Here is a 24,136-nt window from a genome sequence, read left to right as displayed (position 1 = left end):
ATAGGAAATAGTACATTCTACTCCCCTCCCTTCGGGGGAGGGGCAAGGGGGAGGGGCTACTCTTACATTTTTTATCATGGCAAATTATTATACTGACCACCCAGAAATAGCGTTTCACTTGGAGCATCCATTGATGAAACGCATCGTAGAACTGAAAGAGCGTAACTACGCTGATGCTTCTACACACGCTGACGCACCAGTAAACTATGAGGATGCTATCGAGAACTACAAGCGCATCTTGGATATCACTGGTGACATAACAGCAAATATCATTGCATCTAACTCTGAGGCTGTTGACATCGAAGGTCCACACCTTATCGACAACCGTATGCACTATGCCAGCAAGACCTTGGAGAATATCCAGGCTACACGTCAAGCAGGATTGTGGGGCGTTTCTATGCCTCGCCGCTATGGTGGACTGAACCTTCCAAACGTTGTCTTCTCAATGATGTCTGAGTTGATTGCTGCTGCCGATGCTGGTTTCCAGAACATCTGGTCTTTGCAGTCTTGTATCGACACACTCTATGAGTTTGGTAATGAGGAGCAGCGTCAGAAGTATATTCCTCGTATCTGTGAGGGTGAGATGATGTCAATGGACCTCACCGAGCCTGATGCTGGTTCCGACCTTCAGCGTGTAATGCTCAAGGCTACCTTCGATGAGAAGGAGAACTGCTGGCGTCTGAATGGTGTGAAGCGTTTCATTACCAATGGCGACTCTGACATCCACCTCGTTCTTGCACGTTCAGAAGAGGGTACACATGATGGTCGTGGTCTTTCTATGTTCATCTACGACAAGCGTAACGGCGGTGTTGACGTACGTCATATCGAGCATAAACTCGGTATCCATGGTTCTCCTACCTGCGAGCTTGTTTACAAGAATGCGAAGGCAGAACTCTGTGGTAACGTCCGCATGGGTCTTATTAAATATGTAATGGCTTTGATGAATGGTGCTCGCCTTGGTATCGCAGCACAGTCTGTCGGCCTTGAGCAAGAGGCTTATAACGAGGGATTGGCTTACGCAAAGGACCGTGCACAGTTCGGTAAGAAGATTGTCAACTTCCCAGCTGTCTATGATATGCTCTCTCGTATGAAGGCGAAACTCGATGCTGGTCGTTCTCTCTTGTATCAGACAGCACGCTATGTTGATATCTACAAGGCATTGGAAGATATCGCACGTGACCAGAAGCTCACCCCTGAGGAGCGTCAGGAGATGAAGAAGTACACTCGCCTTGCTGATGCTTTCACACCATTGGCAAAGGGTATCAACTCCGAGTATGCTAACCAGACTGCCTACGACTCTATCTCTATCCATGGTGGTTCTGGTTTCATCATGGAGTATAAGTGTCAGCGTCTATACCGTGATGCACGTATCTTCTCTATCTACGAGGGTACAACACAGCTACAGGTTGTTGCTGCCGTACGTTACATCACTAACGGTACTTACCTCTCTATCATGAAGGAAATGCTTGAGGGCGAACTCTCTTGCGACTGCATGAAGGGTCTGCGTGATTGTGTAGCCAAACTTATTCAGCTCTATGAAGAGGCTGTTGAGAAGGTTAACGCAAGCGAAAACCAGGATGTTCACGACTTCCTCGCACGCCGTCTTTACAACATGACAGCCGACATCATCGGTTCTCTCCTCCTTATCGAGGATGCTTCTAAAGCACCAGACCTCTTCAAGAAGTCTGCTCATGTCTTTGTTCGCATGGCTGAGGAAGAAGTTATCGGTCACACCGCTTATATCAAAGCCTTCAACCCAGAAGCCCTTGAGCAGTTCAAGGCTGTGGAAGAAGAGACTGAAGAAGCATAATCCTTTATTAGGATTAATCTCATATAAAAGCAACCGAGCGCAATGCTTGGTTGCTTTTTTCATTACAGAATCAGCTCTGATACATTTAGTGTCTCTGTGGTCTACATACTTTAACCCAACCTCCTTCTACTCCATATCTCTGTGTGCAAAAAAACTATCCCCTCACCAAATACTTTCATTTGCAAAGGTAATATGCAGAACGAGGAGAAAGAAAACTGAAATAATTATAAATCTTAGTAGTTATCTGCTTATTTATAACTATCTTTGTCATTCATATTAAAAGGAGAAAACAAGATGAAGAAATATTTTAAAGCAAGTATGTTGCTAATGGGCTTATTGTTCATTCAGTCAACAACAGCATCTGCACAATGCCCTATCAAGGAGCAGATAATGAATGGTGATGATGGTGGTGAAGGCTTAGAGAAAGCTAAGCGTGAAAGAGAGAAAACACCTGTCAGCCACACGCTGATCATCTTCTTCGACAAGAAGACAGGCAGCAAACCACTACTGAAAGCCATCAAGAAGCAGGGCTGTACCCTACTCTACAAATACAAGGAGTTCAGTGGTGTAGCAGTCAAAGTTGACGAGAAACACGACGTTGATAAGGCTATCGCTGATTTCAAGAAAGTAAAAGGTGTGACGAGTGTCAACAAAGACGGCATAATGCAGGTGCAATAGAACAGACGTAATTCATAATTCACAATTCATAATTATGATTACTGATATAATTCACAATGCATAATTCACAATTATTCGAACGAAGTTCTCATCAGTACGTCATAATTATGATTACTACTATACGCTATGTTTATTGCTACAAGTAACTTGTAAACCTGTAAACTCGTTTACTTATGAACTTATGAATTACCATTGACCACTATGTTTCTTACTGCGAATTAAGACTGGGAAACAAAAAGACAAAAGAATAAAACAGCAAAATACTCTTTTACCGTTTTATTCTTTTGTCTTTTACTTTATAAGTTTCCTCAAAATAGGCAGCAATAAAATCTACTTACGTTAGTAAGAGAAAACACCTATTATTACGAATATAATTTTGTTTTTAGTTGCTGTCACATTTAACATTTCACGTAACTATGCTATCAACCAACAAGTTAAACACTACTTTTGCATGACAGATATGACAGGAAAAATATTTTTCAGGGATTTTCTTATCCTCAAAGAACAATTGATTCAGTACCTTAAACCCAAATCGGTCATTAGGGCACAATATGTTTAGCCTATAATGACCGATTTGGATTAAAAGCAACTTCATGCTGACATCACAGCGAACCATTCCACGATAAAGTTGTAGAAAGTATAGAAGAAGCACTCAAATAAACAGGTAGCACAACCCTACTCTCCACACTTATCCCTTACCGGCTCATTGTCAGTATAAGTTCCTTCCCTTTCTCTAAGTTTACAGTTCCGCTAAAAATCTGGTTGTCTTTGTTAATCTGTTTATCGGCGGTTGTGTGATAAACCTCCAACTGATAGTTGCCAGAAGGTATATTATTTATCTTGAAATCAACATCATAGCGACAGATGCAGTTTGTCATCATGTCCTTATCGGGATACAGGATGAGAACTATCTTCCCCTCACTGCTGCTTGCTCCTACATGGAACAGGTCGATAGCACAGTTATCCATGACGTCTGCAAAACGTGCCGTGACAGTATTCTCTTTACCGAGCAAGAGGTGCAACACAGACCGCTGCCCTATGAAATGATTATAGTAATCAGGACGAGACTCCATCAGAGAGGCTGAGGCTTTGCAACCTGACGATTTCACATCACTTATACCAACATTCCCAACAACTGCGTTCTCCGTCGTACATGACAACATCAGCACTGATAGACAGCATATAGCCAGACTGTTAATAGATCTCCAATATTTCATACTCATGTCTATTTATAGGGTTAGTTAACACAAAAGATTCTTCACAAAGATAGTATTTTATTTTGTAGAATGAAACTTTTCCCATGTTAAAAAGCCTATATCATGTTATTTCAGTACCCAAGCTGTTAACCGCAGCCCCTATCGTTCTATCCCTATACAAACCGTGTTTTATCTTCAACTATACGGAATGTCTGTATATCCGGCAAGACCTCTATCACATAGACTGTACCCGGATGGAAATTGAATTCCATTTCTTTCTTATAGATAACCTTATGCCCAGTGCGGCGTTTCAAAAACCTGTATTCATAGAATTGAAAGGTCACCCTGTGCCTTCCAGCAGCGATAAACCCAAATCGGTCATTAGAACCTAAACATATTTTGTTTTATTATCGAGCAGATTGTTTAGCTTTGGGACGCAGGCGTAGCGGCTACGTCAAGTTACAAAGGCGGACAAGATGCCGATAAGAAAATAAAAGATGTTAGGAAACAATACCATAGTAATAAGAATTATACATATTGTGATCCAATGATCGATTTAGGTTTAAGGTTTAGCCAAGCAACCTAAAGAATGGAGCTAAGCCTTCGCACGATATGTGCGGAGCCTCCGCACATGTCGTGTTGATGCTCCGCACATATTGTGTTGAGGGTTTAAACGAAACTCCTCTACCGACTCTTTTACTGCACAGGGGTCTGTGCATAGACTTTCAAGCCGAACTCATTGGCATAGGCATAAACATGTTCGAGGATGTCAGCCATGGCATGCTCGTAAGGAATCCAGTCTTTCAGACGCAGGAAGAAGTAAAGTTCCATAGGGACACCTGCCTGTGTCGCCTCTAATTGGCGTACGAGGAGAGGCATCTGCGTATTGACATCCTCACGCTTGGCAAGGTAATCCTCCATATAACGACGGAAAAGAGCGGTCGTCACAACCTCACCCTTTAGGTCGTCCGCCTTGGCAAGTCCCTTATCTATAAGTTGCTGCTTGAGTCCATCGTCAGCAATACGAATGCTGCGCACATCAAAGTAAATCATCTTCTTGACACGCTGTCCGTCTACATCATCCAACCCCTTCCAGTTCTGGAACATTCCATTAACTAATGTAAGAGGCGGTACGGTGGTAATCGTATTATCGCCCTGACGAATCTTCACAGTTGTGAGTGTGATATCAATAACCGTTCCATCTACGAAGCCTCCAGGCAAAGCAATATGATCACCAATATGAATCATCTCGTTACTCGTCAGACGAACACCAGCAACAAGGCCGTCAATCGTATCTTTAAAGACTAACATAAGAATGGCAGAGGTAGCTCCTAATCCAGCTAACAACGTCATCGGACTACGATTAATAAGGATTCCAACCACCACAATCACAGCAATAAAGATAGCAAGAATCTTCAACACGCCACAGAAAGACTTAAGATAAAGACTCGTCGAGTCACTGGGTTTCGTGTTAAGATAGCGCAGGCGGTCGATGAGTTTCGTCACAAGTCGCGTCGTTGCTACGGTAAGATAGACGGCAGTTATTCGTGTCAAAGCCACCTGAACAACATGGTACTGATAGAAGACAAGCGGCATCAACTGCCATATCACCAAGGCAGGGACAATGTGGCAGGCTGTGCGCAACACTTGATGGTCAAGGACTACATCGTCCCATCGAGCTTGCGTACGCTTTACCAGACGAAGAACAAGGGGAACGAATAAGTATTTACAGATTCGTTCGGCAATGAAAGCCAACAAGATAGCTACTAATGTCAATAAGACATGACGCAATACAGGAACGGTATGACCATGTACACCGATTGACTCAATGATGTTCTCTACGAAGATTCTTATCTCTTCAAGGACATCTTCAAGGAGATGATGGGGAAGCTTTGGTATCATAAATTCTTTTCTTTTTAAAGGGTTATTGGGCTTATTAGGCTAATAAGGCTAATTGGGCTAATTGGGCTAATTGGGCTAATTGGGCAAATAAGCCTAATAAGCCCTATTGGCACAACGCCACACAAATCTTGTTTTGGAAATTACGCATAGGTCCATTGCTGAGTCCACCATTATTAATAATAGAGAAACAAAGCAGATGACCGTTAGAAGCAGTGAGATAACCCGCAAGTGAGCTGACACCCTTCACCGTACCAGTCTTTGCACGTACGTTGCCAGCTGCCGCCGTACCACGCATTCGGCTCTTCAAAGTTCCGTCTACGCCAGCTATCGGCTGTGCTTCAAGATAGGCACCATAGATGTCTGAACGCTGATAAGCATAGCGCAAGAGTTTTGTTTCAAGTTCGGTACTTACATAGTTATACAGAGACAAGCCAGAACCATCAGCAACATTATAATCACGAGGATTCAGTCCGATACGGCTGAAGAGTGCGTTCTCATACTGGCGTGCGGTCTTTGCACCTGCCCATCGTGTGCCACCATTAGCAGCCAACTGATAGAACATAGACTCAGCATAGAGGTTGTCACTCACCTTCATCATACGATGGAGAACCTGACGAATAGAATGTGTGCACGTCGTTAGCAACTGTGCATCAGTTGGTAGCTGACGTTCGCCTGTAGAACCATTCACCGACACACCCATATCTTCTAACTTACGAGAGAGGCGATAGGTGAATTCGTCCTTACCATCAACGAGCAAAGGAGAGAGCGTAGGATTCTTATCATCCCAACACCAACCCTCGCCCAAACGGTTACGATCCTTAAAAGAGAGGTCGGCATAGACACTGCCTTCTATCGTCTTGATACCTAAGTCTCGTACGGCACGTGCCATCTCCGTCAAATCCGAAGAAGAGAGCATTGGGTCCATACCACCAATACAATAGAGGTCGCCACGCAATACTTGCGTAGAGTCGTCAATCACACCCGTATAGTAAAGGTTTGTCTTAAAGTCATAATCAGCCCCGAGCTTATCCAATGTTGCAATAGCAGTAACACACTTCATCGTAGAAGCAGGGCGCATATGGAGACGTTCACGAAACTGATAGACAGGCACATCATCCGTCAAGTCCCAGACCATCACACTTGTCTGCACCGTTTCCAAGAGCGGACTACGGAGTATTCCATCCAATCGGGCAGTGATATTCTCCTTCCAACTAAGATGGCTATCCGTGGTAAAAGCAGGGATGATACTATCGGTATCTTCCTCTTCCTCGAGAACATCATTAGTAGTAGAAATCACCTTCGGTTGAACAGCTGTAACAGCGTTCGGATGGAGTATATTCGCAACCTCCGTACTATCTAAATATACCTGCGCTTGTACAGGCAAACTCAATACGACCCCAAAGACCAGTGCCGATAAGTATTTTAATTTCATACTTCGTTATCTTTCTTTTCTAATCGTTTTTTCAGTGCTGACAAAAAGTTATCAACATTATCAGGCTGTACGCTGACAACACTGCCATTCATCATCTCTAACAATGCATAATAACCCAGACGAAAGGCAAACGGCCGTTTCTCAACAGTCTTCACATCACCGAGCGCAACACGCTTTGTCAGTCCAACTCTTCCTGTCTTCACCAACAGAACACCATCATCAGTCAATACATATTTAGTATGAATGGCACGGTCAACGGCTCTTATCGTCACAACAATAAGCAGGAAACCTAATACAACCATCAGACTATTCGTACGATGCCAAAGACAGAAGAAGGCAGCAAGGGCAAAAACCACGATGGCTCCCATGTCATTTATCGTCACTTTATGTTGGAAAGTTCTCATATTAAATGCAAAAGTACAAAAAAAAGACTTTGTACGTCAATATATTACATAAAAAGATAATGGCAACCAACGAGTGGTTGCCATTATTAGGGGGAAGGTTATTAGCCTAATTGGACTAATTGGGCTAATTGGGCTAATTGGGCTAATAGCCTTAAACCAAAGTTGCAATAATATCTTCGCGATTACCTGGCAGCATATCAATGACTGGAATCTCAGGCATTGTATAGCATCCAGGAGCAAGGCGCATACTTGCACGTGCCACGTTAACAAGTACCTGTGCTGTGAGCGCAGGGTTATTGATAGACATATCGAAAGAGAAGTGCTGGTTGTGGGTCTTACCACTCACACCCTTACGAGTCATGTGAACGCCATGACCAACATCGTTCAAAGCTGCAACGCTTGGTACTGCAAATACGTGTAGCTCGTCGTGTGCAAAGTAGTCGTCAGCCTTAAGTTCCTTTGTTACATCCTCAAGGTTGGCACCCTCTTCCAACTCAACATAAACCATACGACGATGGATTCCCTCACCGAGAGGAATTGTCATTGACAACGCATCCTTAACGCCCTTCTTGCTACGAGCCACTACAGAGTGACCCATTGAACGACCTGGCCCAAAGTTGGTATAAGAGAGACCTTCTGGTGCGAGGCTCTCTAACAAAACACGTACAACAGAGTCTGAACCTGGATCCCAACCTGCAGAGATAACACTAACGGTATTTGTGCGCTTGTTGTTCTCCATCTGCTTGGTGCGATAGTCAAGGATTGAACCGTGAATATCAAAAGAGTCTACAGTATTAATACCCAATGCAGAAATCTTCTCAGCATATTCTGGACAGCTACGAGTTGGTGCAGCGAGGATAGCCACATCAACATCCTTCAACTTTGTTATATCATCAACAACCTCGTATGGGGTCAGTTCCAATGGTTTATCCTTGTCACCCTGACGACGAACAATACCTGCAATCTCAAAATCCTTTGCTGCTTCAAGTGCCTGAACACTGTAAACACCAATGTTACCATAGCCAACGACGGCTGCTCTAATCTTTTTCATAATTACTTACCTTTTATATAATTGAACTAATTTTCTCCGCAAAAGTAGTATTTTATTTAATAACAAGTATCGTCTCCACCACATTTTTAACACTATTCAATAAAGTAGGGACAGACGCCCTCGTCTGTCCCTACTTGTGTGGCATTGCTCAAGCCTGTCCTAACTAGCTTCCGTTAGGCACTCTCCCCCCTTCGGGGGAGTTGGAGGGGGCTTCCTACCCTGCCTGCGGTCCTCCCTCCTCTTTATTCTCCTTTTCTTTTGGCTCGGGGGTGGGGCTCTTCTTCTCCTCCCCTTTCCACTCTTCCCACTCAATATCAACATCTGACAGACCACGGGTGGAAACGCGACCCTTACCAGCACCACGATAACGGGTCTCTGGCAAGAAACGGACACGGACACCACGAATCAATGTGGCGTTTATATCTTCAGGCTTATCGACACCATTTTTCGTTGTCACGGCCGTGAAATAAAACGAGCCAACACCATCCAGCTTCACCGAGCGACCCTGCGACATAAAGTCACCCAGCACGCCACCCAAAGCTGTCAGCACCGCCCGCACATCGGCAGGGCTGACCGTCGATTCTGCTGCGATTCGTTTTGCTACTTGTTCGGTTGTTGCCGGACTTACTACTAGAACGGACTTAGGATACCATTTTCCGTTCACCTTCATTTGAGCTTTCTTATAGAATGCCATAGGTAAAAGATTTTTACGCTGCAACACTGTTTTTATCAGTCATCATAACGAGTCATACACCCGTGTTTTACGCCATATACTTTCGTGGCTGACAATATATACTTTCGTGGCCCACGAAATGTACTTTTGTGCCCCACAATATGTACTTTCGTCAAACTGCCGATTTTCACAGCTTGCAGCAAGTTAATAATTAGATTTATTACTTCCGCACAATTTGCGGATTTTTCTTTACATTTTCCTCTTTTCCCAAACCAACCACAAGGGCTATCAGTAATTAAATTACCCCCTCCTTTCAACCTAACCACAAGGTTTATTTGGTAATTCAATACCCCTCCCTTGGGGAGGGGTAAGGGGTGGGTTTCAGGGGTGGGGTTCGGGTATTATTCTGAGACCGGACGCACCGAGAGCCCATAGGCCCGACCGCTGGTGCTCAGCGGGCCCACGGAGCCCGAGTTGAAGAACAGGATGCAACCGTAGCCCGCGATGCTCGGAACTGCCGACCAATAGAAACCGTAGTTGCCGACGTAGTTGAGCGAACCAACATTGCTGTCGCGAGAGCCCGAAGCAGGGAAATTGATAGTAGCCGTCTGGCTGCTGCTTGTCCAGAAGTTATGACCAAAATTGTTTTGGTAAGTCTGCCAATCGCTTGTACCATCAACATTCACCTCTGATTGAGACGTTGAATTCAGACCCGTTGTGGTAAACCCTGTAAACGCATTGTTGGCTGGCATCTTAAAGCCGACAGGACTAGGATCGTAGACAGTCTTAACGACAGGATTGTCATTACCAACATTATAATCACCTGTAACAGTATTATCGGCAGACCAAAGATTGTTATAACCGTAGTTGGTGTACATTGATGAACCGTAGATATAGAACTTATCTGGATTCTGAATATTATTCATAATAGACATATTATCACCAGCATTCTGTGTAAAATGGCTATTTGCAGCTAAGTCAGATGCATCGACACCAGGGAAAGCATCCTTACGACCGAACTGGTAAAGTGTGGTAGCACCCTTCTTAACGTTACCAGGATTCTGGGTAATATTGATGACAGTCTCTTGTGCTACTCCACCATTCTTAATGGTCTGCACAACCTTGACTTTGACAGTACGAGGTTTGTTGTAAGTAGAACCACTCCACAGCGTTGGCTTCCAACCCAAAGTTTCCTTGGTGAAGTTATAGACCTTACCTTGATGGTTAGTAACAGGAATCTTATCGAGCGCATCCTTAGGAGCAAACCACAAATGCCATGACCAAAGAACTTTTTTTGAAGCACCACTACCTTTGGTAATTGCAACAACCGCATTGCCACTCTGAATATCGCTCTGTTTTACTTCGAAGTCGAGGAAGCCCTCACCACCAATATGTGTGATAGAAGGAGAATGAACGAGGTTGGCAGCATCTGCCCAGACTACTTCTGCACCATCGACACCATTATTAGCACCTCCATTGGTCTTCTCGATCCAAGGGTCGGTGATATTAGCACCTGCATGATCCTTAAAGTTATACAAAACCTTTGAATTACCAGCAGCGGCATGGCTAATATAAGCATTCGCATTAGTAGCCCCATTCTCAATGGCATTGCCATAAACGAGCGGGATGCGATAATGACCAGGAGCTGAGATTACATAACAGTTGGCTGTGCTACGATTTACTGAGCCGCCCTTGGTAGAAAGGTCGTAAGGATTACCTGCAGAACCTAAGGCAGTTGCATCCCTGAGTTCCTTGTTACGCTTAGCGAACAAATCGGTAACGTCTTTTGTCAATGTGGCTGTACCTTGGTCGGCAGCAGTACCACCATCGCCCTCGGTCTTACTAAGGCTAGTCAGCCATGCAGGCTTGTTGGTTGTATAAGTTGTACCACCATCAACACTGTAACCAATGACTTTCCATGCAACAGCCTGTTGTGTACCATTAGGAGCAGTACGATAACTTGTAATGCCGTAAGGTTGTGATGTGGTTTCATCGTATTTGGCTGCACGGCTTGGATCGGTTGGAGTCAGTACATAATTCCAAGTAGAGTTGGTCTCACTTAACTTTAGAGTACGTGTTGTTCCGGCTTTCCATTCACCTTTCAGTGTTGCTGTGATTTCAGTGTTATCTGTGAAGTGTACGTATGCAGTTACGCTATTACCCGTAAGCACCTGTGGAATCATATAGAAGGTGAAGTTATCACCCGTGTTGCCCATGATGGTAACGTTAGGGTTGGAGCTGGTGTTTACGCTTAAGCCCGAAAGAGTGGCTGTACCACGAGTAGCACCCGTGTTATCCCAGGTTGCGCCTGTACCATTGAACTTATTTGAGAGCTTGTACTTGCTCTTCATAATGGCATTACGAATCTCAACCTTATCAATGGTTTTGTTCCAGGAAAGGTTTTGACCCACAGCAAAGCGAATAGCTGTAAGGGCGTGGCGGAAGTCGAGATTGGTTGTAGGCTGCTCAAACCGTGTTGCATAGTGTACATTGCCTGTACATGCCGTCATAAAGTCCTTCTGATCTCTGACGTTAGGTTCTACCGTGAAGTCAACACTGGGGGCATTGTCGGTAGAAGTCATATCATTGATGGTAAGTTTAGAGTAACTATCCTTAGAAGGATAAACCGCAAAGAAGCGTGCCCAAGGCTGTGCAAACGACCAGCGAATAGGAGTATAGAGTTCGCCGTTGCTCTTGGTTTTCGCAGCTTTGAACCATTCTGGTGTTGTCAATATGCTTGTTGCTGCAACACCACGGATACCTGTTGACGAGAAGTCGCCACCAATCGTGGTTTCTATTTCGGCACGAGTGCGTGCATCAGCCTTTACTGGGTTTATGCCTTCAACGGTTGTCTCAATAAGACATACGTCAAGGTTACGATTGCTGTGTGCAGTAAGTTTCTGACCGGCTAGATCTTTGTTGGCAAGTCCAGGTGTGATCGCGCCACGGGTCATTGCAGCACCACGGGCAATCGTCTCTGACTGGACATCTTTTACACTAAAGCGTACCAATGCTTCATTGCTTCCACCCTGATTAGACGATAAATCATCGTCAGAGCAAGAAGCAACCGACAATGTCATACCGCTAACGATAGAAGCAAACAGCACATAATTGAAAATATTTTTCTTCATCTTTTTAATTAATTTCTTAGTGATTTTTATTCATCATCCTTCAATCTCGTCATCTGGGTTATTATCGTCTGGATCCAGTGGGACGACCTGAATAGTTCCAGGCGTCTGGCTACCAGTACCACCGCCACCAGGACGAACGAGAGGACTACCGGCAAGGAGGCTGCCCTCGGATGCCACTCTGACGACATCAATTGTAGGACGAACATAAAGTTGTCGTACCGTCTTTCTAATTTTTTTCATAAGCTTAATAACTAGTTAATTTATAAATATGTCAGTTCACTCAAATTACGTAATGGGGAATTAGGTAACCACATTGACTTGCAAGGACAAGGACGCAAACGGCACCTTGCCTATGCGTGTCAACATGGTTCCAATCAGAGTATATGAGAAAAAAACGATTGATAAAACAAAATCGGCAAAGGGCAAATACAGCAAGCCCTTTGCCGATACGCTATAACGTGCCACGCATTGCGTAAGCACGTAAACGACTAAGAAAGAAAGAGTTATAATACTATGAGAGAGAGAGAGAGAGAGAGAGAGAGAGAGAGAGAGAGAGAGAGAGAGAGAGTACACAATTATTTGGAATATCCAAATAATTTAACATCTTTTCTTTATTTTCTTTCTTCAGCACCTCTCTAGCCTTGTTCGCATTGCAAGCAACAGGCACAACAACACGACTTACACCTTTATTATATAAGGCGCAAGCATTAGTGGTTGAAATAAGCTGGTTTGTTACTCTCATTATACGTTATCGCAAGTTAATCTTCGTTTAACTGGGCGCAAAGGTAAAAAGAATTATTGGAATAATGAAAGAATGTAGGAATAAAATATTGAAATCACAATAAACAAAGGAGGAATGCGTTAGTAAGGACGTATATACAGAATTTCCATGCCCAAAAAAGGCATATTTATTTTAGATAAGGCATATTTATTTTAGATTATGATTGAATACATCAGGGGCGAACTGGCTGACCTGACACCTGCTTTGGCTGTTATCGAGGCACATGGTGTGGGCTATGCACTGAACATTTCGCTCAATACTTATAGTGCCATACAGGGTAAAAAAGATATAAAACTCTATGTGCACGAGGCTATTATGACAGGTGGACGCGACGATAACTATACGCTCTACGGCTTTGCCAATAAGCAGGAACGCTCGCTCTATCGATTATTGATTACCGTGTCGGGGGTCGGTGCAAACACCGCACGTATGATTCTCTCATCGCTGACACCTGCAGAACTCTGCAATGTCATTGCCAACGGTGACGAGAAGATGTTGAAGACGGTGAAAGGTATCGGACTCCGTACAGCACAGCGCATCATCGTTGACTTGAAGGACAAGATTATGCAGAGTGGTATTGCTGACGAATTGCATGTTAGCAGTCAGCCTAATACACCAGCTGTCAACACAGCTATCAAGGATGAAGCAGTCAGCGCATTGACGATGTTAGGCTTCTCCCCTGCTCCATCTGCAAAGGTTGTTGTGAGTATTCTCACTGAACAGCCAGACCTACCAGTGGAGCAGGTTGTGAAGTTGGCGTTGAAGATGATTAAGTAAAAAAGCCTCACCCCCCATCCCCTCTCCGAATGGAGAGGGGCGTGATTACCGCCTACAACTACACTTTGCTTCCTGTTAAAGCTTATCATCGGTTATAACAATCCACCGACTCCAACACATCCCCTCCCTCGGAGGGGCTTGGGGAGGTGTCAAACCACTTATCTTCTTGAAAAGAAAGTATTACATATCCATCCTTATTATCACACTTCTCGGCAGTATCGGACTGTTGAGTTGGGGACGCTCGGCACTTGGTTTTGCACCGATTGCTAAACTCGTCTATAGGGTGGCACCACCAGATACGGTTAAGAAAGCGAAGCCTATTGAAGTGGAGATTGACGAGGAGACCATTCCTGACTCTTTGCTACACCCTCGTTGGAAGGTGCAGCGCACAACCCCTATCACTTACGACGACCTCAAGGAGAACTCTACCGACCTTATCCGACCAGAGAATATGCGACAGACTGTGGAGTATAACGACTCACTCGACCGCTATATCATTGGTTATAAGATTGGTAAGACTTACGTGATGGCTCCAATCATGATGACGCCAGAGGAGTATCGGAAGTGGACGGAGAAACGTAGCTTTACCGATTACTACCGTTCAAAAAACCAAGAGATACTAAGGGAGAAGGGTAAGGATAAGTTCGACTTTACTGATATGCAGTTCTCATTGGGTCCTGCAGAAAAGATATTCGGTCCTGGTGGTGTACGTATCAAGACACAGGGTTCGGCTGAATTGAAGTTCGGTGCAAACATCAAGAACATTGACAACCCATCACTCCCTATCCGTAATCGTAAGACAACGGCAATGGACTTTGATGAGAAAATCAATGTCAACGTGAATGGTAAGGTGGGTGATAAGGTGAACATGAATCTTAACTACAACACTGATGCAACCTTCGACTTTGACACACAGAACTTCAAACTAAGATATGAAGGTAAGGAAGACGAGATTATCAAACTCGTTGAGGGTGGTAATGTTACCTTCCCTTCAAACAACTCTCTCGTACAAGGAGCGTCAGCACTCTTCGGTATACGTACTGATATGCAGTTCGGTAAATTGAAGTTACAGACCGTATTATCACAGAAAAAGAGTTCTAACAAGAGCGTTAGCTCACGTGGTGGAAAACAACTTACGCCGTTTGAAATTGATGCGGCTGACTATGAAGAAAATCACCACTTCTTCCTCTCACAATACTTCCGCGACAACTACGACGTGGCAATGAAGTCATTGCCTAACCTCAAAACAGGTGTGACAATCAATCGTGTGGAGGTGTGGGTGACGAATAAGACTGGAACAACCAGTAACACGCGAAACATTGTTGCACTGACTGACCTTGGTGAAAACAAGAAGATTAGCCGTACCGACCTGTGGGGAACTGGTAACGGACCCGTACCAACAAACAATGCCAATACTGAATACACCACTATTACACAGACCTATCCTGCTGCTCGTGACATCGACCAAGTGACAGGTATCCTTGATGGTGCAGGTCTCGTAGGTGGCAATGACTATGAGAAGTTGGCTAATGCCCGACTACTCAATAGTTCTGAATACACGATCAACAATGCCTTGGGTTATATCTCACTGAAAAGCGGTCTACAGACTGACCAAGTATTGGCAATTGCCTACGAATATACCTATGGTGGCGTTACCTATCAGGTAGGTGAGTTTGCCAGCGACCGTACCAATATCAACGAGGCTCTCTTCGTCAAGTCTTTGAAGAACACCAGCAATAATCCTAAGCAAGGAAACTGGGACTTGATGATGAAAAACGTGTATTACCTCGCGTCTAACATTGAGCGCGATAAGTTCCGCCTTGACGTGAAGTATCAGAGTGATACGACAGGTGTCTATCTGTCATACATACCTGAACCGCAAGTAAAGAACCAAACGCTCATCAAACTTCTCAATGCTGACCGATTGGATAACAATAACAATCCACATTCCAATGGTTATTTTGATTACGTTGAGGGATATACTATCAGCAACGGACGTGTGTTCTTCCCTATGGCTGAACCTTTCGGTAATGGACTTCGGAAAGCATTAACAGATAAGGGAGTTACTGCTGCCATTGCAAATAAGTACGTTTTCGAACAACTCTACGATTCTACGAAGACCATTGCTAAGCAGATTGCCGAGAAGGATAAGTTCATACTCGTTGGCCAGTATCGTGGTTCGGCTGCAAACGTTATCTCCCTTGGAGCCTATAACGTTCCACAGGGTTCGGTAATAGTAACTGCGGGCGGTGTAACCTTGAACGAGGGTTCTGACTATAGCGTTGATTACAGTGCTGGTGAGGTAACAATCCTTAACCAAAGCATTATCGATGCAGGTACAGCAGTCAATGTATCGCTGGAAAGCCAGAGTGCTTATCAACAGGAGCGTAAGACGATGATTGGTGTAAACTGGGAGTACGACTTCTCAAAGGACTTCCAGATTGGTGGTACGTTCATGCATCTCTCTGAACAACCGTTGACAACAAAGGTCAATATGGGTTCTGAACCACTCAACAACACCATTTGGGGATTGAATATCAATTGGAAGAAGGAGAGCCAGTGGCTTACGAATATGCTCAATAAGATTCCATTCCTACACGTAACACAGCCTTCTTATATCACTTTCTCTGCTGAGTTCGCACAGTTGTTAGCAGGCCAGAGCAAGGGAACACAGGACAATGCTTCTTATCTTGATGACTTTGAGGGAGCAAAGACAACTATCGACGTAAGTCAGCCTACCTCTTGGATTATCTCCAGTGTACCATCAGACTTCCCTGAATATTCAGATAAGACAACCCTTCGTAGTGGCTTCAACCGAAGCTTATTGGCATGGTACACTATCGACCCACTCTTCACTCGTCGTAGTAGTTCGCTGACTCCAGGACACATTAAGAGTGACCTTGAACAGCTCTCTAATCACTATGTACGTGAGATTCCTGTTACCGAATTGTTCCCAAATCGTGATAGAAACTACAGCGGTTCTATCTCAACATTGAATATTCTAAACCTCGCTTACTATCCTTCTGAGCGTGGACCATATAACTTCAATCCAAATATAGATATCAACGGACACCTCACGAATCCTACTGGAACATGGGGAGGTATGATGCGTAAGTTGGATACTAACGACTTCCAAACTGCTAACATCGAATATATAGAGTTCTGGATGCTCGACCCATTCATCTACTCCAACCGACTACCAAATGCAAACCAGTATGGTGGTGACTTCTATATCAACCTTGGAGAGGTATCTGAGGACGTACTGAAAGATGGTAAGAAGTTCTATGAGAGTGGTATGCCTGTAGATGGCAGCCACTCATGGACAACCACGCAATGGGGTAAAATACCAACACAAAGTACGATTACATACGCCTTTGCAACTTCAAAGGGTAGTCGTGCGAAGCAGGATGTCGGCTTTAATGGATTGACTGATGAGGAAGAACAGCAGTTTGCTTCTTATCAGAACTTCCTTACAGCAGCCCGTGCTAATACTAATCAGGCTGTCTTTGATTCGATATGGGCAGACCCTGCCAATGATGACTACCACTACTTCCGTGGTTCTGACTGGGATGCAAAGAAGGCTTCTATCCTTGAACGATACAAGCGCATCAACAACCCACAGGGTAACTCACCAGACAATGACAACAACAACGAGCGTTACGATACCTCGTATAAAACAACACCTGATGTAGAGGATATCAATCAGGACTATACGCTGAACGAATATGAGAAATACTACCAGTATCATATTAGTATTCGTCCACAAGACCTTGTCGTAGGTCAAAACTTCATTGTTGATAAACGTGTAGCCTCAGCACCACTGCTTAAGGGTGGTTCTGAACCTGTCACTTGGTATCAGTTCCGTATTCCATTGGAGGAGTTCCAGAAGCGTGTGGGTAATATCAGTGGCTTTACCAGCATCCGCTTTATGCGTATGTTCCTCACTGGTTTCGCAAAGCCTATCGTACTCCGCTTTGGTACCTTCGACCTTGTAAGTGGTAAATGGCGTCAGTATCAGCAGAACCTTACCAATTCTGCAAGTAATTCGGGTACGATGTCGGTAAGTGCTGTGAGCCTTGAAGAGAACAATGATAAGACTCCTGTAAACTATGTATTACCTCCAGGTATTCGTCGTGGACAAGACCCTAACCAGCCACAATTGGTTGAGGAGAACGAACAGGCACTCTCTATGGTTGTTAACAATCTTGGAACTGGCGAGTCAAAGGCTGTCTATAAGAATACAACCCTCGACCTTCGCCAGTACAAGCGTCTGCAGATGTTCGTACATGCGAATGCCTTTGAACAGAATACGACTAATCTTACGGATAACCAGTTGGCTGTGTTTATCCGCTTGGGTTCTGATTACAAGAACAACTACTACGAGTATGAAATTCCTTTGAAGCTGTCAGCTCCAGGCCACTATGACATGTACACTGGTCAAGAACGTCGTATCGTATGGCCAGAGGAGAACATGCTCGACATACCATTGAAGCTCCTCACCTCCGTGAAGAAGCAACGCAATCAGGCACGTGGTGCAGGTACAGCAAGCTATAACCGTGCTTTCTCTGTATACGACACCGATCATCCTGCTAACAAAGTAACGGTGATGGGTAACCCAACTCTTGGTGAAGTTAAGACGATGATTATTGGTGTTCGCAACCTTTCCAGCAGTCAGAAGAGTGGAGAGGTGTGGGTGAATGAGCTACGTCTACGAGAGTTTAACAACGAAGGTGGATGGGCAGCAAGAGGTCAGCTCAACCTACAGCTGTCTGACTTCGGTACTGTGGATGTCAATGCCAGTCACAGCACTGACGGCTTCGGTGGTTTGGAACAGGGCGTTAACGAACGACAGCAGGAGTCTAAGACGGATGTTTCTGTCACCACAAGCCTTGAATTAGGAAAGTTCTTCCCAGACAAAGCAAAGGTATCAGCACCATTATATTACAGCGTAACCAAGAGCGAGAGTCGTCCTAAGTATAATCCACTCGACACGGATATGGAATTGAAGGATGCCCTTGATGGTACTGCTAACCGTCAAGAGCTTGATTCTATTGAGTCTATTGCCGTTACAAAACGACTGACAACGAACTTTTCTTTGTCTAATGTGCGTGTCGGTATTCAGACGAAGAACCACCCTATGCCATACGACCCAGCCAACTTCTCATTCTCTTATAGCCATTCTCACTCTCACACATCAGGCGAGACAACTGTTTATGAGAACGAAGACAACTGGCGCGGTGCGCTGAACTATAACTGGACACCAGTCTATAAGTCTTGGGAACCTTTTAAGAAACTTATAAAGAGTAGATCGAAATGGTTTGAAATCCTCAAGCGTTTTGGCTTGAACTGGTTACCACAGAACGTAACCTTCAACACTGAAATGGTGCGCAACTACTACGAGTTACAGGAGCGTGATATGGAATCAACAGAGAACAGTCTGCTACCTCTTACCTTCAGCGAGCAGTTCCTTTGGAATCGTGACTTCGCTCTGCGTTGGGACTTGACACGCAATCTCCACATGAACTTCCAAAGTGCAACACATGCCGAAATAGAAGAGCCTTACACTCCTATCAATAAAGACCTCTATGCCGACCATTATCAGGCATGGAAAGACTCGGTGTGGACAAGTATTAAACACTTCGGTACTCCACTCGATTACCAACAGAATTTTACGCTTTCTTATCAGCTTCCACTCAATCTCCTACCTATCTTTGACTGGGTAAATGCTGATGCAAACTATACTGCATCTTATACTTGGGTGCGTGGAACAAGTCTTGATAATGGTACTTCACTCGGTAATACCATCACAAGTAACCGTGCTTTGAACATCAATAGTAGCTTCAACTTTGAACGTCTCTATAACCATATTCCTTTCTTAAAGAAAACGAACGAACGCTTCAACCGCACCCGCCCTACTCGTCCTAAGCTGACAGCAGAACAGAAGAAGGCTGAGAGAGAAAAGAAAGAAAAAGAAAGGAAGGAGAAAGGTAAAGACGATGACAAGAAGAAAGCACTGCCTAAGAACCAGAAGAGTTTTGAAAAGGAAATCGTTATCAATGCCGATTCTGCTATCCTTGTTTCACATGGCAAGAATACAAAAAGCCTTATCATCTCGGCTAAAGACAAAAGAGGAAAGGCTATCAAGATTAAATATCGTAAGGTAGGTGATACGCAGTTGAAAGTCTTTAATCGTACAGACTCTGCTATACGTATGAAGCTTACCGTAACGCCTAAAGAACCACTCAATAACAAGGGATGGTATAAGACGGCACAGTGTGTGGCACGTGCGCTGATGATGGTACGTTCGGCAAGTATTTCTTATCGTGACCAATATGCAATGGCACTGCCTGGCTTTATGCCAACGGTGGGTGATGCCTTCGGACAGACACGTGGTACAGGTGCTTTATCACCAGGTCTTGACTTCGCTTTCGGTCTTATTGATGATGACTATATCGGTAAGGCACGTGATAACAACTGGTTGCTTATGAACGACAGTGTGGCTACACCTGCTGTAACGAATCGCACAGAAGACTTGCAGATTCGTATGACACTTGAACCATTCAAGGACTTCAAGATTGACCTTACTGCCAGTCGTATGCAGACTACCTCACGCAGCATCCAATATATGTACACGGGTACGCCTACAACACAGAGCGGTTCACTTACCATGACAACCCTCTCATTAGGTACTGCATTCGAAAGTCAGGGCAATGCCAACAACGGCTATCATAGTCCAACGTTTAATCGTTTCGTGCAGTCACTTGATAGTTATCGCAATCGTGTGGAGGCACAATATAACAATGCAACCTACCCTGCTTCTTTTGGTGGCGGACATTTCACTCCTGCAGTAGGTGCTGTTAATAAATATAGTGCTGACGTTATGGTTCCTGCTTTCCTCAATGCTTACACCAGCATGAGCGGAAACGGACTCAACATCTTCCCTACACTGCGCAGTTTATTACCTAACTGGTCTATCCGTTACAGTGGTCTTTCACGCTTGCCATTCTTTGAACAGCTCTTCAAGAGTGTTAACATCAATCATGCTTACCGCAGTATCTTTGCTATCGGTTCTTATCAGAGCTATAGTACATGGCAGGAATACATGAACGGACTCGGTTTCATTACTAATGCAACAACGGGTAACCCTATCCCAAGTTCGATGTATAACATCTCACAGGTGAGTATCAACGAAGCATTCTCTCCTCTGTTAGGTGTTGATGTAACTCTTCAGAACAACCTCACAGCACGCTTGGAATATCGCCAGACACGTGTGTTATCACTCTCGATGACCAGTGTACAGTTGAATGAAGCCTCATCAAAAGACTGGGTTATCGGTATTGGTTATAGAATCAACGACTTCAATCTTTTCAACAATGGTACACGACGTGTGGCAAAAGGTAAGAAGAAAAAGACATCAGACTCCTCACAGCAAGACAACAGTTCGTCTCGTCAAAGCAGCGGACTGAACCGTGACCTGAACCTACGTCTTGACATGAGCTATCGTCAGCAAGCATCGCTCACACGTGACATTGCTTCGCTCACCTCAGCAGCTTCAAGTGGTAACACTGCTTTCAAGTTCTCTTTCTTAAGCGATTATACCTTGAGCCGCTTGGTTACTGCCAGTCTCTACTACGACTTACAGATTAATACTCCACTCCTCTCGTCAGGCAGTTATCCAACAACTACCCACGACTTCGGTGTGAGTCTAAGACTTAGTCTGACAAGGTAAGATAACTTTCTGAAAGGAAAAATACAACATTTGGAAAAGAAGTTGAATTAGCTTCTTTTCCTTATAACCAATAAAACCTATGAAATCTATTAAGAACAACATAATAAATGACTAAACATGAACAATAAATTAACATCACCAAACTTATTCAGTGATGTCTGTGGCATCATCGAGCAAGGACGTCAACAGGCTTATGCCGCTGTCAACAAATCAATGATAGAAACCTATTGGAACATAGGGAAACGTATTGTTGAAGAAGAACAAAGTGGTAAAGAACGTGCTGAATATGGTGAAGAGATTATCAACAATCTCTCTATCCAACTAACACATCGGTATGGACGAGGATTCAGCAAAAGGTATTTGGCATACTTTCGCCGCTTCTATCTTATCTTTCAAGACATTACAATTTTGCAATCACGATTGCAAAATCTAACCTGGACGCATATCATCAAGGTCCTACGCATAGACGACGAGACTGCTATGCGATGGTATCTTGAAACAGCATCAAAGGAGATGTGGAGCGTCCGAACACTTGACAGAAACATCTCAACACAGTACTATGAACGTCATTATGTCCAACCAAAACCACAAAATAAAGCCCAAAAACCTAACAAATTTGAACTTCTAAAAAGTCCTATCGTTGCAGAGTTTCTCGGCTTCAAACAAGATAGTACCTACTCTGAAACCGACCTTGAGACAGCAATTATCAGCCATCTACAAGACTTTATGATGGAGTTAGGACGAGGGTTTGCCTTTATGGGGAGACAACAACTGGTCAGGACCGACACACAAGATTATCATATTGATTTAGTATTCTATAATGTCGTTCTGAAATGCTACGTGCTTATTGACCTAAAATTAGGAACTATCACACATCAGGATGTTGGACAAATGGATATGTATGTACGTATGTATGATGAATTAAAACGTACGGAAGGTGACAATCCAACCATCGGCATTGTCTTATGCTCAGAAACAAGTAAAGACATCGCACGATACTCTATCTTAAAAGGTAATGAACAGTTGTTTGCAGCAAAGTACAAAACTTTCTTACCAACAGACGAACAGTTACGAAAAGAGATTGAACGACAGAAGCAAACCTTCCTATTACAAAAATAATAAAGAAAGTTCTTCCCCACTCTCTCCAAAAAGAGAGAATGGAGAAGAAATCCGTCTAAAATGTAATAACTTTTCCACTCCTCGTTTTTAATCAAGCATCTTCTACGTTCGAATTAACGCCCTTTTGGCTTGCAAAAGATGCCCTTTTGAGGTGTTACTAACGCCCTTTAAGAAGCCTAATAAGCACCTTTTCTTTTACAAGTTTGCAATCATCTGATAATCTGAAGGTTATAAAGAGGGGAGCTAAAGCATTATTTTACAGTATCAATAGGAGTTAAAGCACTATTTGTGTAAAACCTTTTCGCACATCAAAATAGTATTTATCAAACTATAAAAGCATTATCTTCCTACCTAAAGACAAAAACAGACTGCCGTGTCTTAAAGACATAAGCAGTCTGTTGGGAAAGTATCTTAGAATTTGGAAAATACTAAAGAGGATACTCGTCAAAGGCGTAAAGCACTGTTGAGAGATAACGCTCACCTGTATCTGGCAGCAAGGTTACGATGGTCTTACCTGCATTCTCAGGACGCTTAGCAATCTCGGTAGCTGCAAAAGCTGCAGCACCAGAAGAAATACCAACCAACAAACCTTCTTGTTGCGCCAACTGACGACCAGCAAGGATAGCTTGATCATTCTCTACTTGGAAAATCTCATCAACATACTTATTATTGTAAGTGTTTGGCACAAAGCCTGCACCAATACCCTGAATCTTATGTGGTCCACTCTCGCCACCACTCAATACAGGAGATGAAGTTGGCTCAACAGCAATAACCTTCACATCAGGATTCAGCTCCTTGAGGTAGCGACCGATACCACTCACCGTACCGCCAGTACCTACACCAGCTACAAACACATCAACCCTACCATCTGTATCGCGCCAAATCTCAGGACCAGTAGTAAGATAGTGACGTTCTGGATTAGCCTGATTCTCAAACTGCTGAAGAATAATACTACCTGGAATAGAATCTCTCAACTCCTCCGCAGCCTTGATAGCACCCTTCATACCATCCTTTCCACTTGTTAACTTCACGGTAGCACCGTAAGCCTTTACAAGGTTGCGACGCTCCACACTCATGGTTTCTGGCATGGTGAGAATAAGCTTATAACCCTTCACCGCTGACACTAAAGCCAAGCCAACGCCTGTATTTCCACTGGTTGGCTCAATGATTGTAGCTCCTGGCTTCAAGAGTCCCTTAGCCTCAGCATCCTCTATCATAGCCAATGCTATACGATCCTTCACACTACCACCAGGATTGAAATACTCAACCTTTGCAAGAACAGGAGTCTTGAGTCCTCTTTCTGCAGAGAATTTATTAAGTGCTAACAGTGGTGTATTACCGATAAGTTCTGTGAGTTTGTTTACTACCTTTGCCATATTCTTTTGAGTTTTGATTTCTTACTAATTGTTTACGGATGCAAAGGTACGGACATTTACCAACATGTGAAATACTC

General features: G+C 43.9%; 15 protein-coding genes. 5 read left to right on the top strand and 10 right to left on the bottom strand.

Annotated elements, in window-relative coordinates:
• Positions 1–76: 76 nt before the first annotated feature.
• On the top strand, positions 77–1,810 hold the full coding sequence (locus J4861_RS06040; RefSeq protein ID WP_211817249.1) for an acyl-CoA dehydrogenase family protein: 1,734 nt from the start codon (positions 77–79) through the stop codon (positions 1,808–1,810).
• A 294-nt stretch (positions 1,811–2,104) separates the two neighbouring features.
• A complete protein-coding gene (locus J4861_RS06035; protein ID WP_211817248.1) occupies positions 2,105–2,488 on the top strand; it encodes a hypothetical protein in 384 nt (127 codons plus the stop codon).
• 695 nt (positions 2,489–3,183) lie between these two features.
• Here J4861_RS06035 and J4861_RS06030 read toward each other — a convergent pair.
• The 9 genes from J4861_RS06030 to J4861_RS05990 form a co-directional block, all read right to left on the bottom strand.
• The gene (locus J4861_RS06030) at positions 3,184–3,705 is read right to left on the bottom strand and encodes a hypothetical protein (RefSeq protein ID WP_211817247.1); all 522 of its coding nucleotides are present in this window, start codon (positions 3,703–3,705) and stop codon (positions 3,184–3,186) included.
• Positions 3,706–4,380: 675 nt separating this feature from the next.
• Positions 4,381–5,586, bottom strand: a complete 1,206-nt coding sequence (locus tag J4861_RS06025; protein WP_211817246.1) for a mechanosensitive ion channel family protein — start codon at positions 5,584–5,586, stop codon at positions 4,381–4,383.
• Positions 5,587–5,689: 103 nt separating this feature from the next.
• The gene (dacB, locus tag J4861_RS06020; protein WP_211817245.1) at positions 5,690–7,018 is read right to left on the bottom strand and encodes a D-alanyl-D-alanine carboxypeptidase/D-alanyl-D-alanine endopeptidase; all 1,329 of its coding nucleotides are present in this window, start codon (positions 7,016–7,018) and stop codon (positions 5,690–5,692) included.
• Positions 7,015–7,422, bottom strand: coding sequence for a PH domain-containing protein (locus J4861_RS06015; RefSeq protein WP_211817244.1), 408 nt, complete (start codon positions 7,420–7,422; stop codon positions 7,015–7,017). The genes dacB and J4861_RS06015 overlap by 4 nt, the downstream gene beginning before the upstream one ends.
• Positions 7,423–7,573: 151 nt before the next feature.
• The gene (locus J4861_RS06010; RefSeq protein WP_211817243.1) at positions 7,574–8,473 is read right to left on the bottom strand and encodes a diaminopimelate dehydrogenase; all 900 of its coding nucleotides are present in this window, start codon (positions 8,471–8,473) and stop codon (positions 7,574–7,576) included.
• A 214-nt stretch (positions 8,474–8,687) separates the two neighbouring features.
• Entirely contained in the window at positions 8,688–9,167 is a 480-nt protein-coding gene (locus tag J4861_RS06005; protein ID WP_211817242.1) for an HU family DNA-binding protein, read from the bottom strand.
• Between the two features lie 380 nt (positions 9,168–9,547).
• Complete coding sequence (locus J4861_RS06000; protein WP_211817241.1) at positions 9,548–12,277, bottom strand: hypothetical protein; 2,730 nt, start codon at positions 12,275–12,277, stop codon at positions 9,548–9,550.
• A gap of 33 nt (positions 12,278–12,310) precedes the next feature.
• Entirely contained in the window at positions 12,311–12,517 is a 207-nt protein-coding gene (locus J4861_RS05995; protein WP_211817240.1) for a hypothetical protein, read from the bottom strand.
• 271 nt (positions 12,518–12,788) lie between these two features.
• The gene (locus J4861_RS05990) at positions 12,789–13,019 is read right to left on the bottom strand and encodes a hypothetical protein (RefSeq protein WP_211817239.1); all 231 of its coding nucleotides are present in this window, start codon (positions 13,017–13,019) and stop codon (positions 12,789–12,791) included.
• 198 nt (positions 13,020–13,217) lie between these two features.
• On the opposite strand from J4861_RS05990, the gene ruvA reads away from it, so the two are divergent.
• The 3 genes from ruvA to J4861_RS05975 all read left to right on the top strand — a co-directional run bounded on the left by ruvA (position 13,218) and on the right by J4861_RS05975 (position 22,683).
• Positions 13,218–13,835 (top strand): Holliday junction branch migration protein RuvA, encoded by a 618-nt coding sequence (ruvA, locus tag J4861_RS05985; protein ID WP_211817238.1) that lies wholly within the window; start codon positions 13,218–13,220, stop codon positions 13,833–13,835.
• 166 nt (positions 13,836–14,001) lie between these two features.
• Entirely contained in the window at positions 14,002–21,564 is a 7,563-nt protein-coding gene (sov, locus tag J4861_RS05980; RefSeq protein ID WP_211817237.1) for a T9SS outer membrane translocon Sov/SprA, read from the top strand.
• A 117-nt stretch (positions 21,565–21,681) separates the two neighbouring features.
• On the top strand, positions 21,682–22,683 hold the full coding sequence (locus J4861_RS05975; protein ID WP_211817236.1) for a PDDEXK nuclease domain-containing protein: 1,002 nt from the start codon (positions 21,682–21,684) through the stop codon (positions 22,681–22,683).
• A 428-nt stretch (positions 22,684–23,111) separates the two neighbouring features.
• Here the strand turns inward: J4861_RS05975 and cysK are convergent, their stop codons facing one another.
• Positions 23,112–24,059 (bottom strand): cysteine synthase A, encoded by a 948-nt coding sequence (gene cysK, locus J4861_RS05970; RefSeq protein WP_211817235.1) that lies wholly within the window; start codon positions 24,057–24,059, stop codon positions 23,112–23,114.
• Positions 24,060–24,136 lie beyond the last annotated feature (77 nt).

The sequence above is a fragment of the Prevotella melaninogenica genome, from assembly GCF_018127925.1.
GTDB lineage: Bacteria > Bacteroidota > Bacteroidia > Bacteroidales > Bacteroidaceae > Prevotella > Prevotella melaninogenica_C.
The sequence above is the reverse complement of the archived record's forward strand: the minus strand, read 5'-3'. Positions and strand labels throughout refer to the sequence as shown.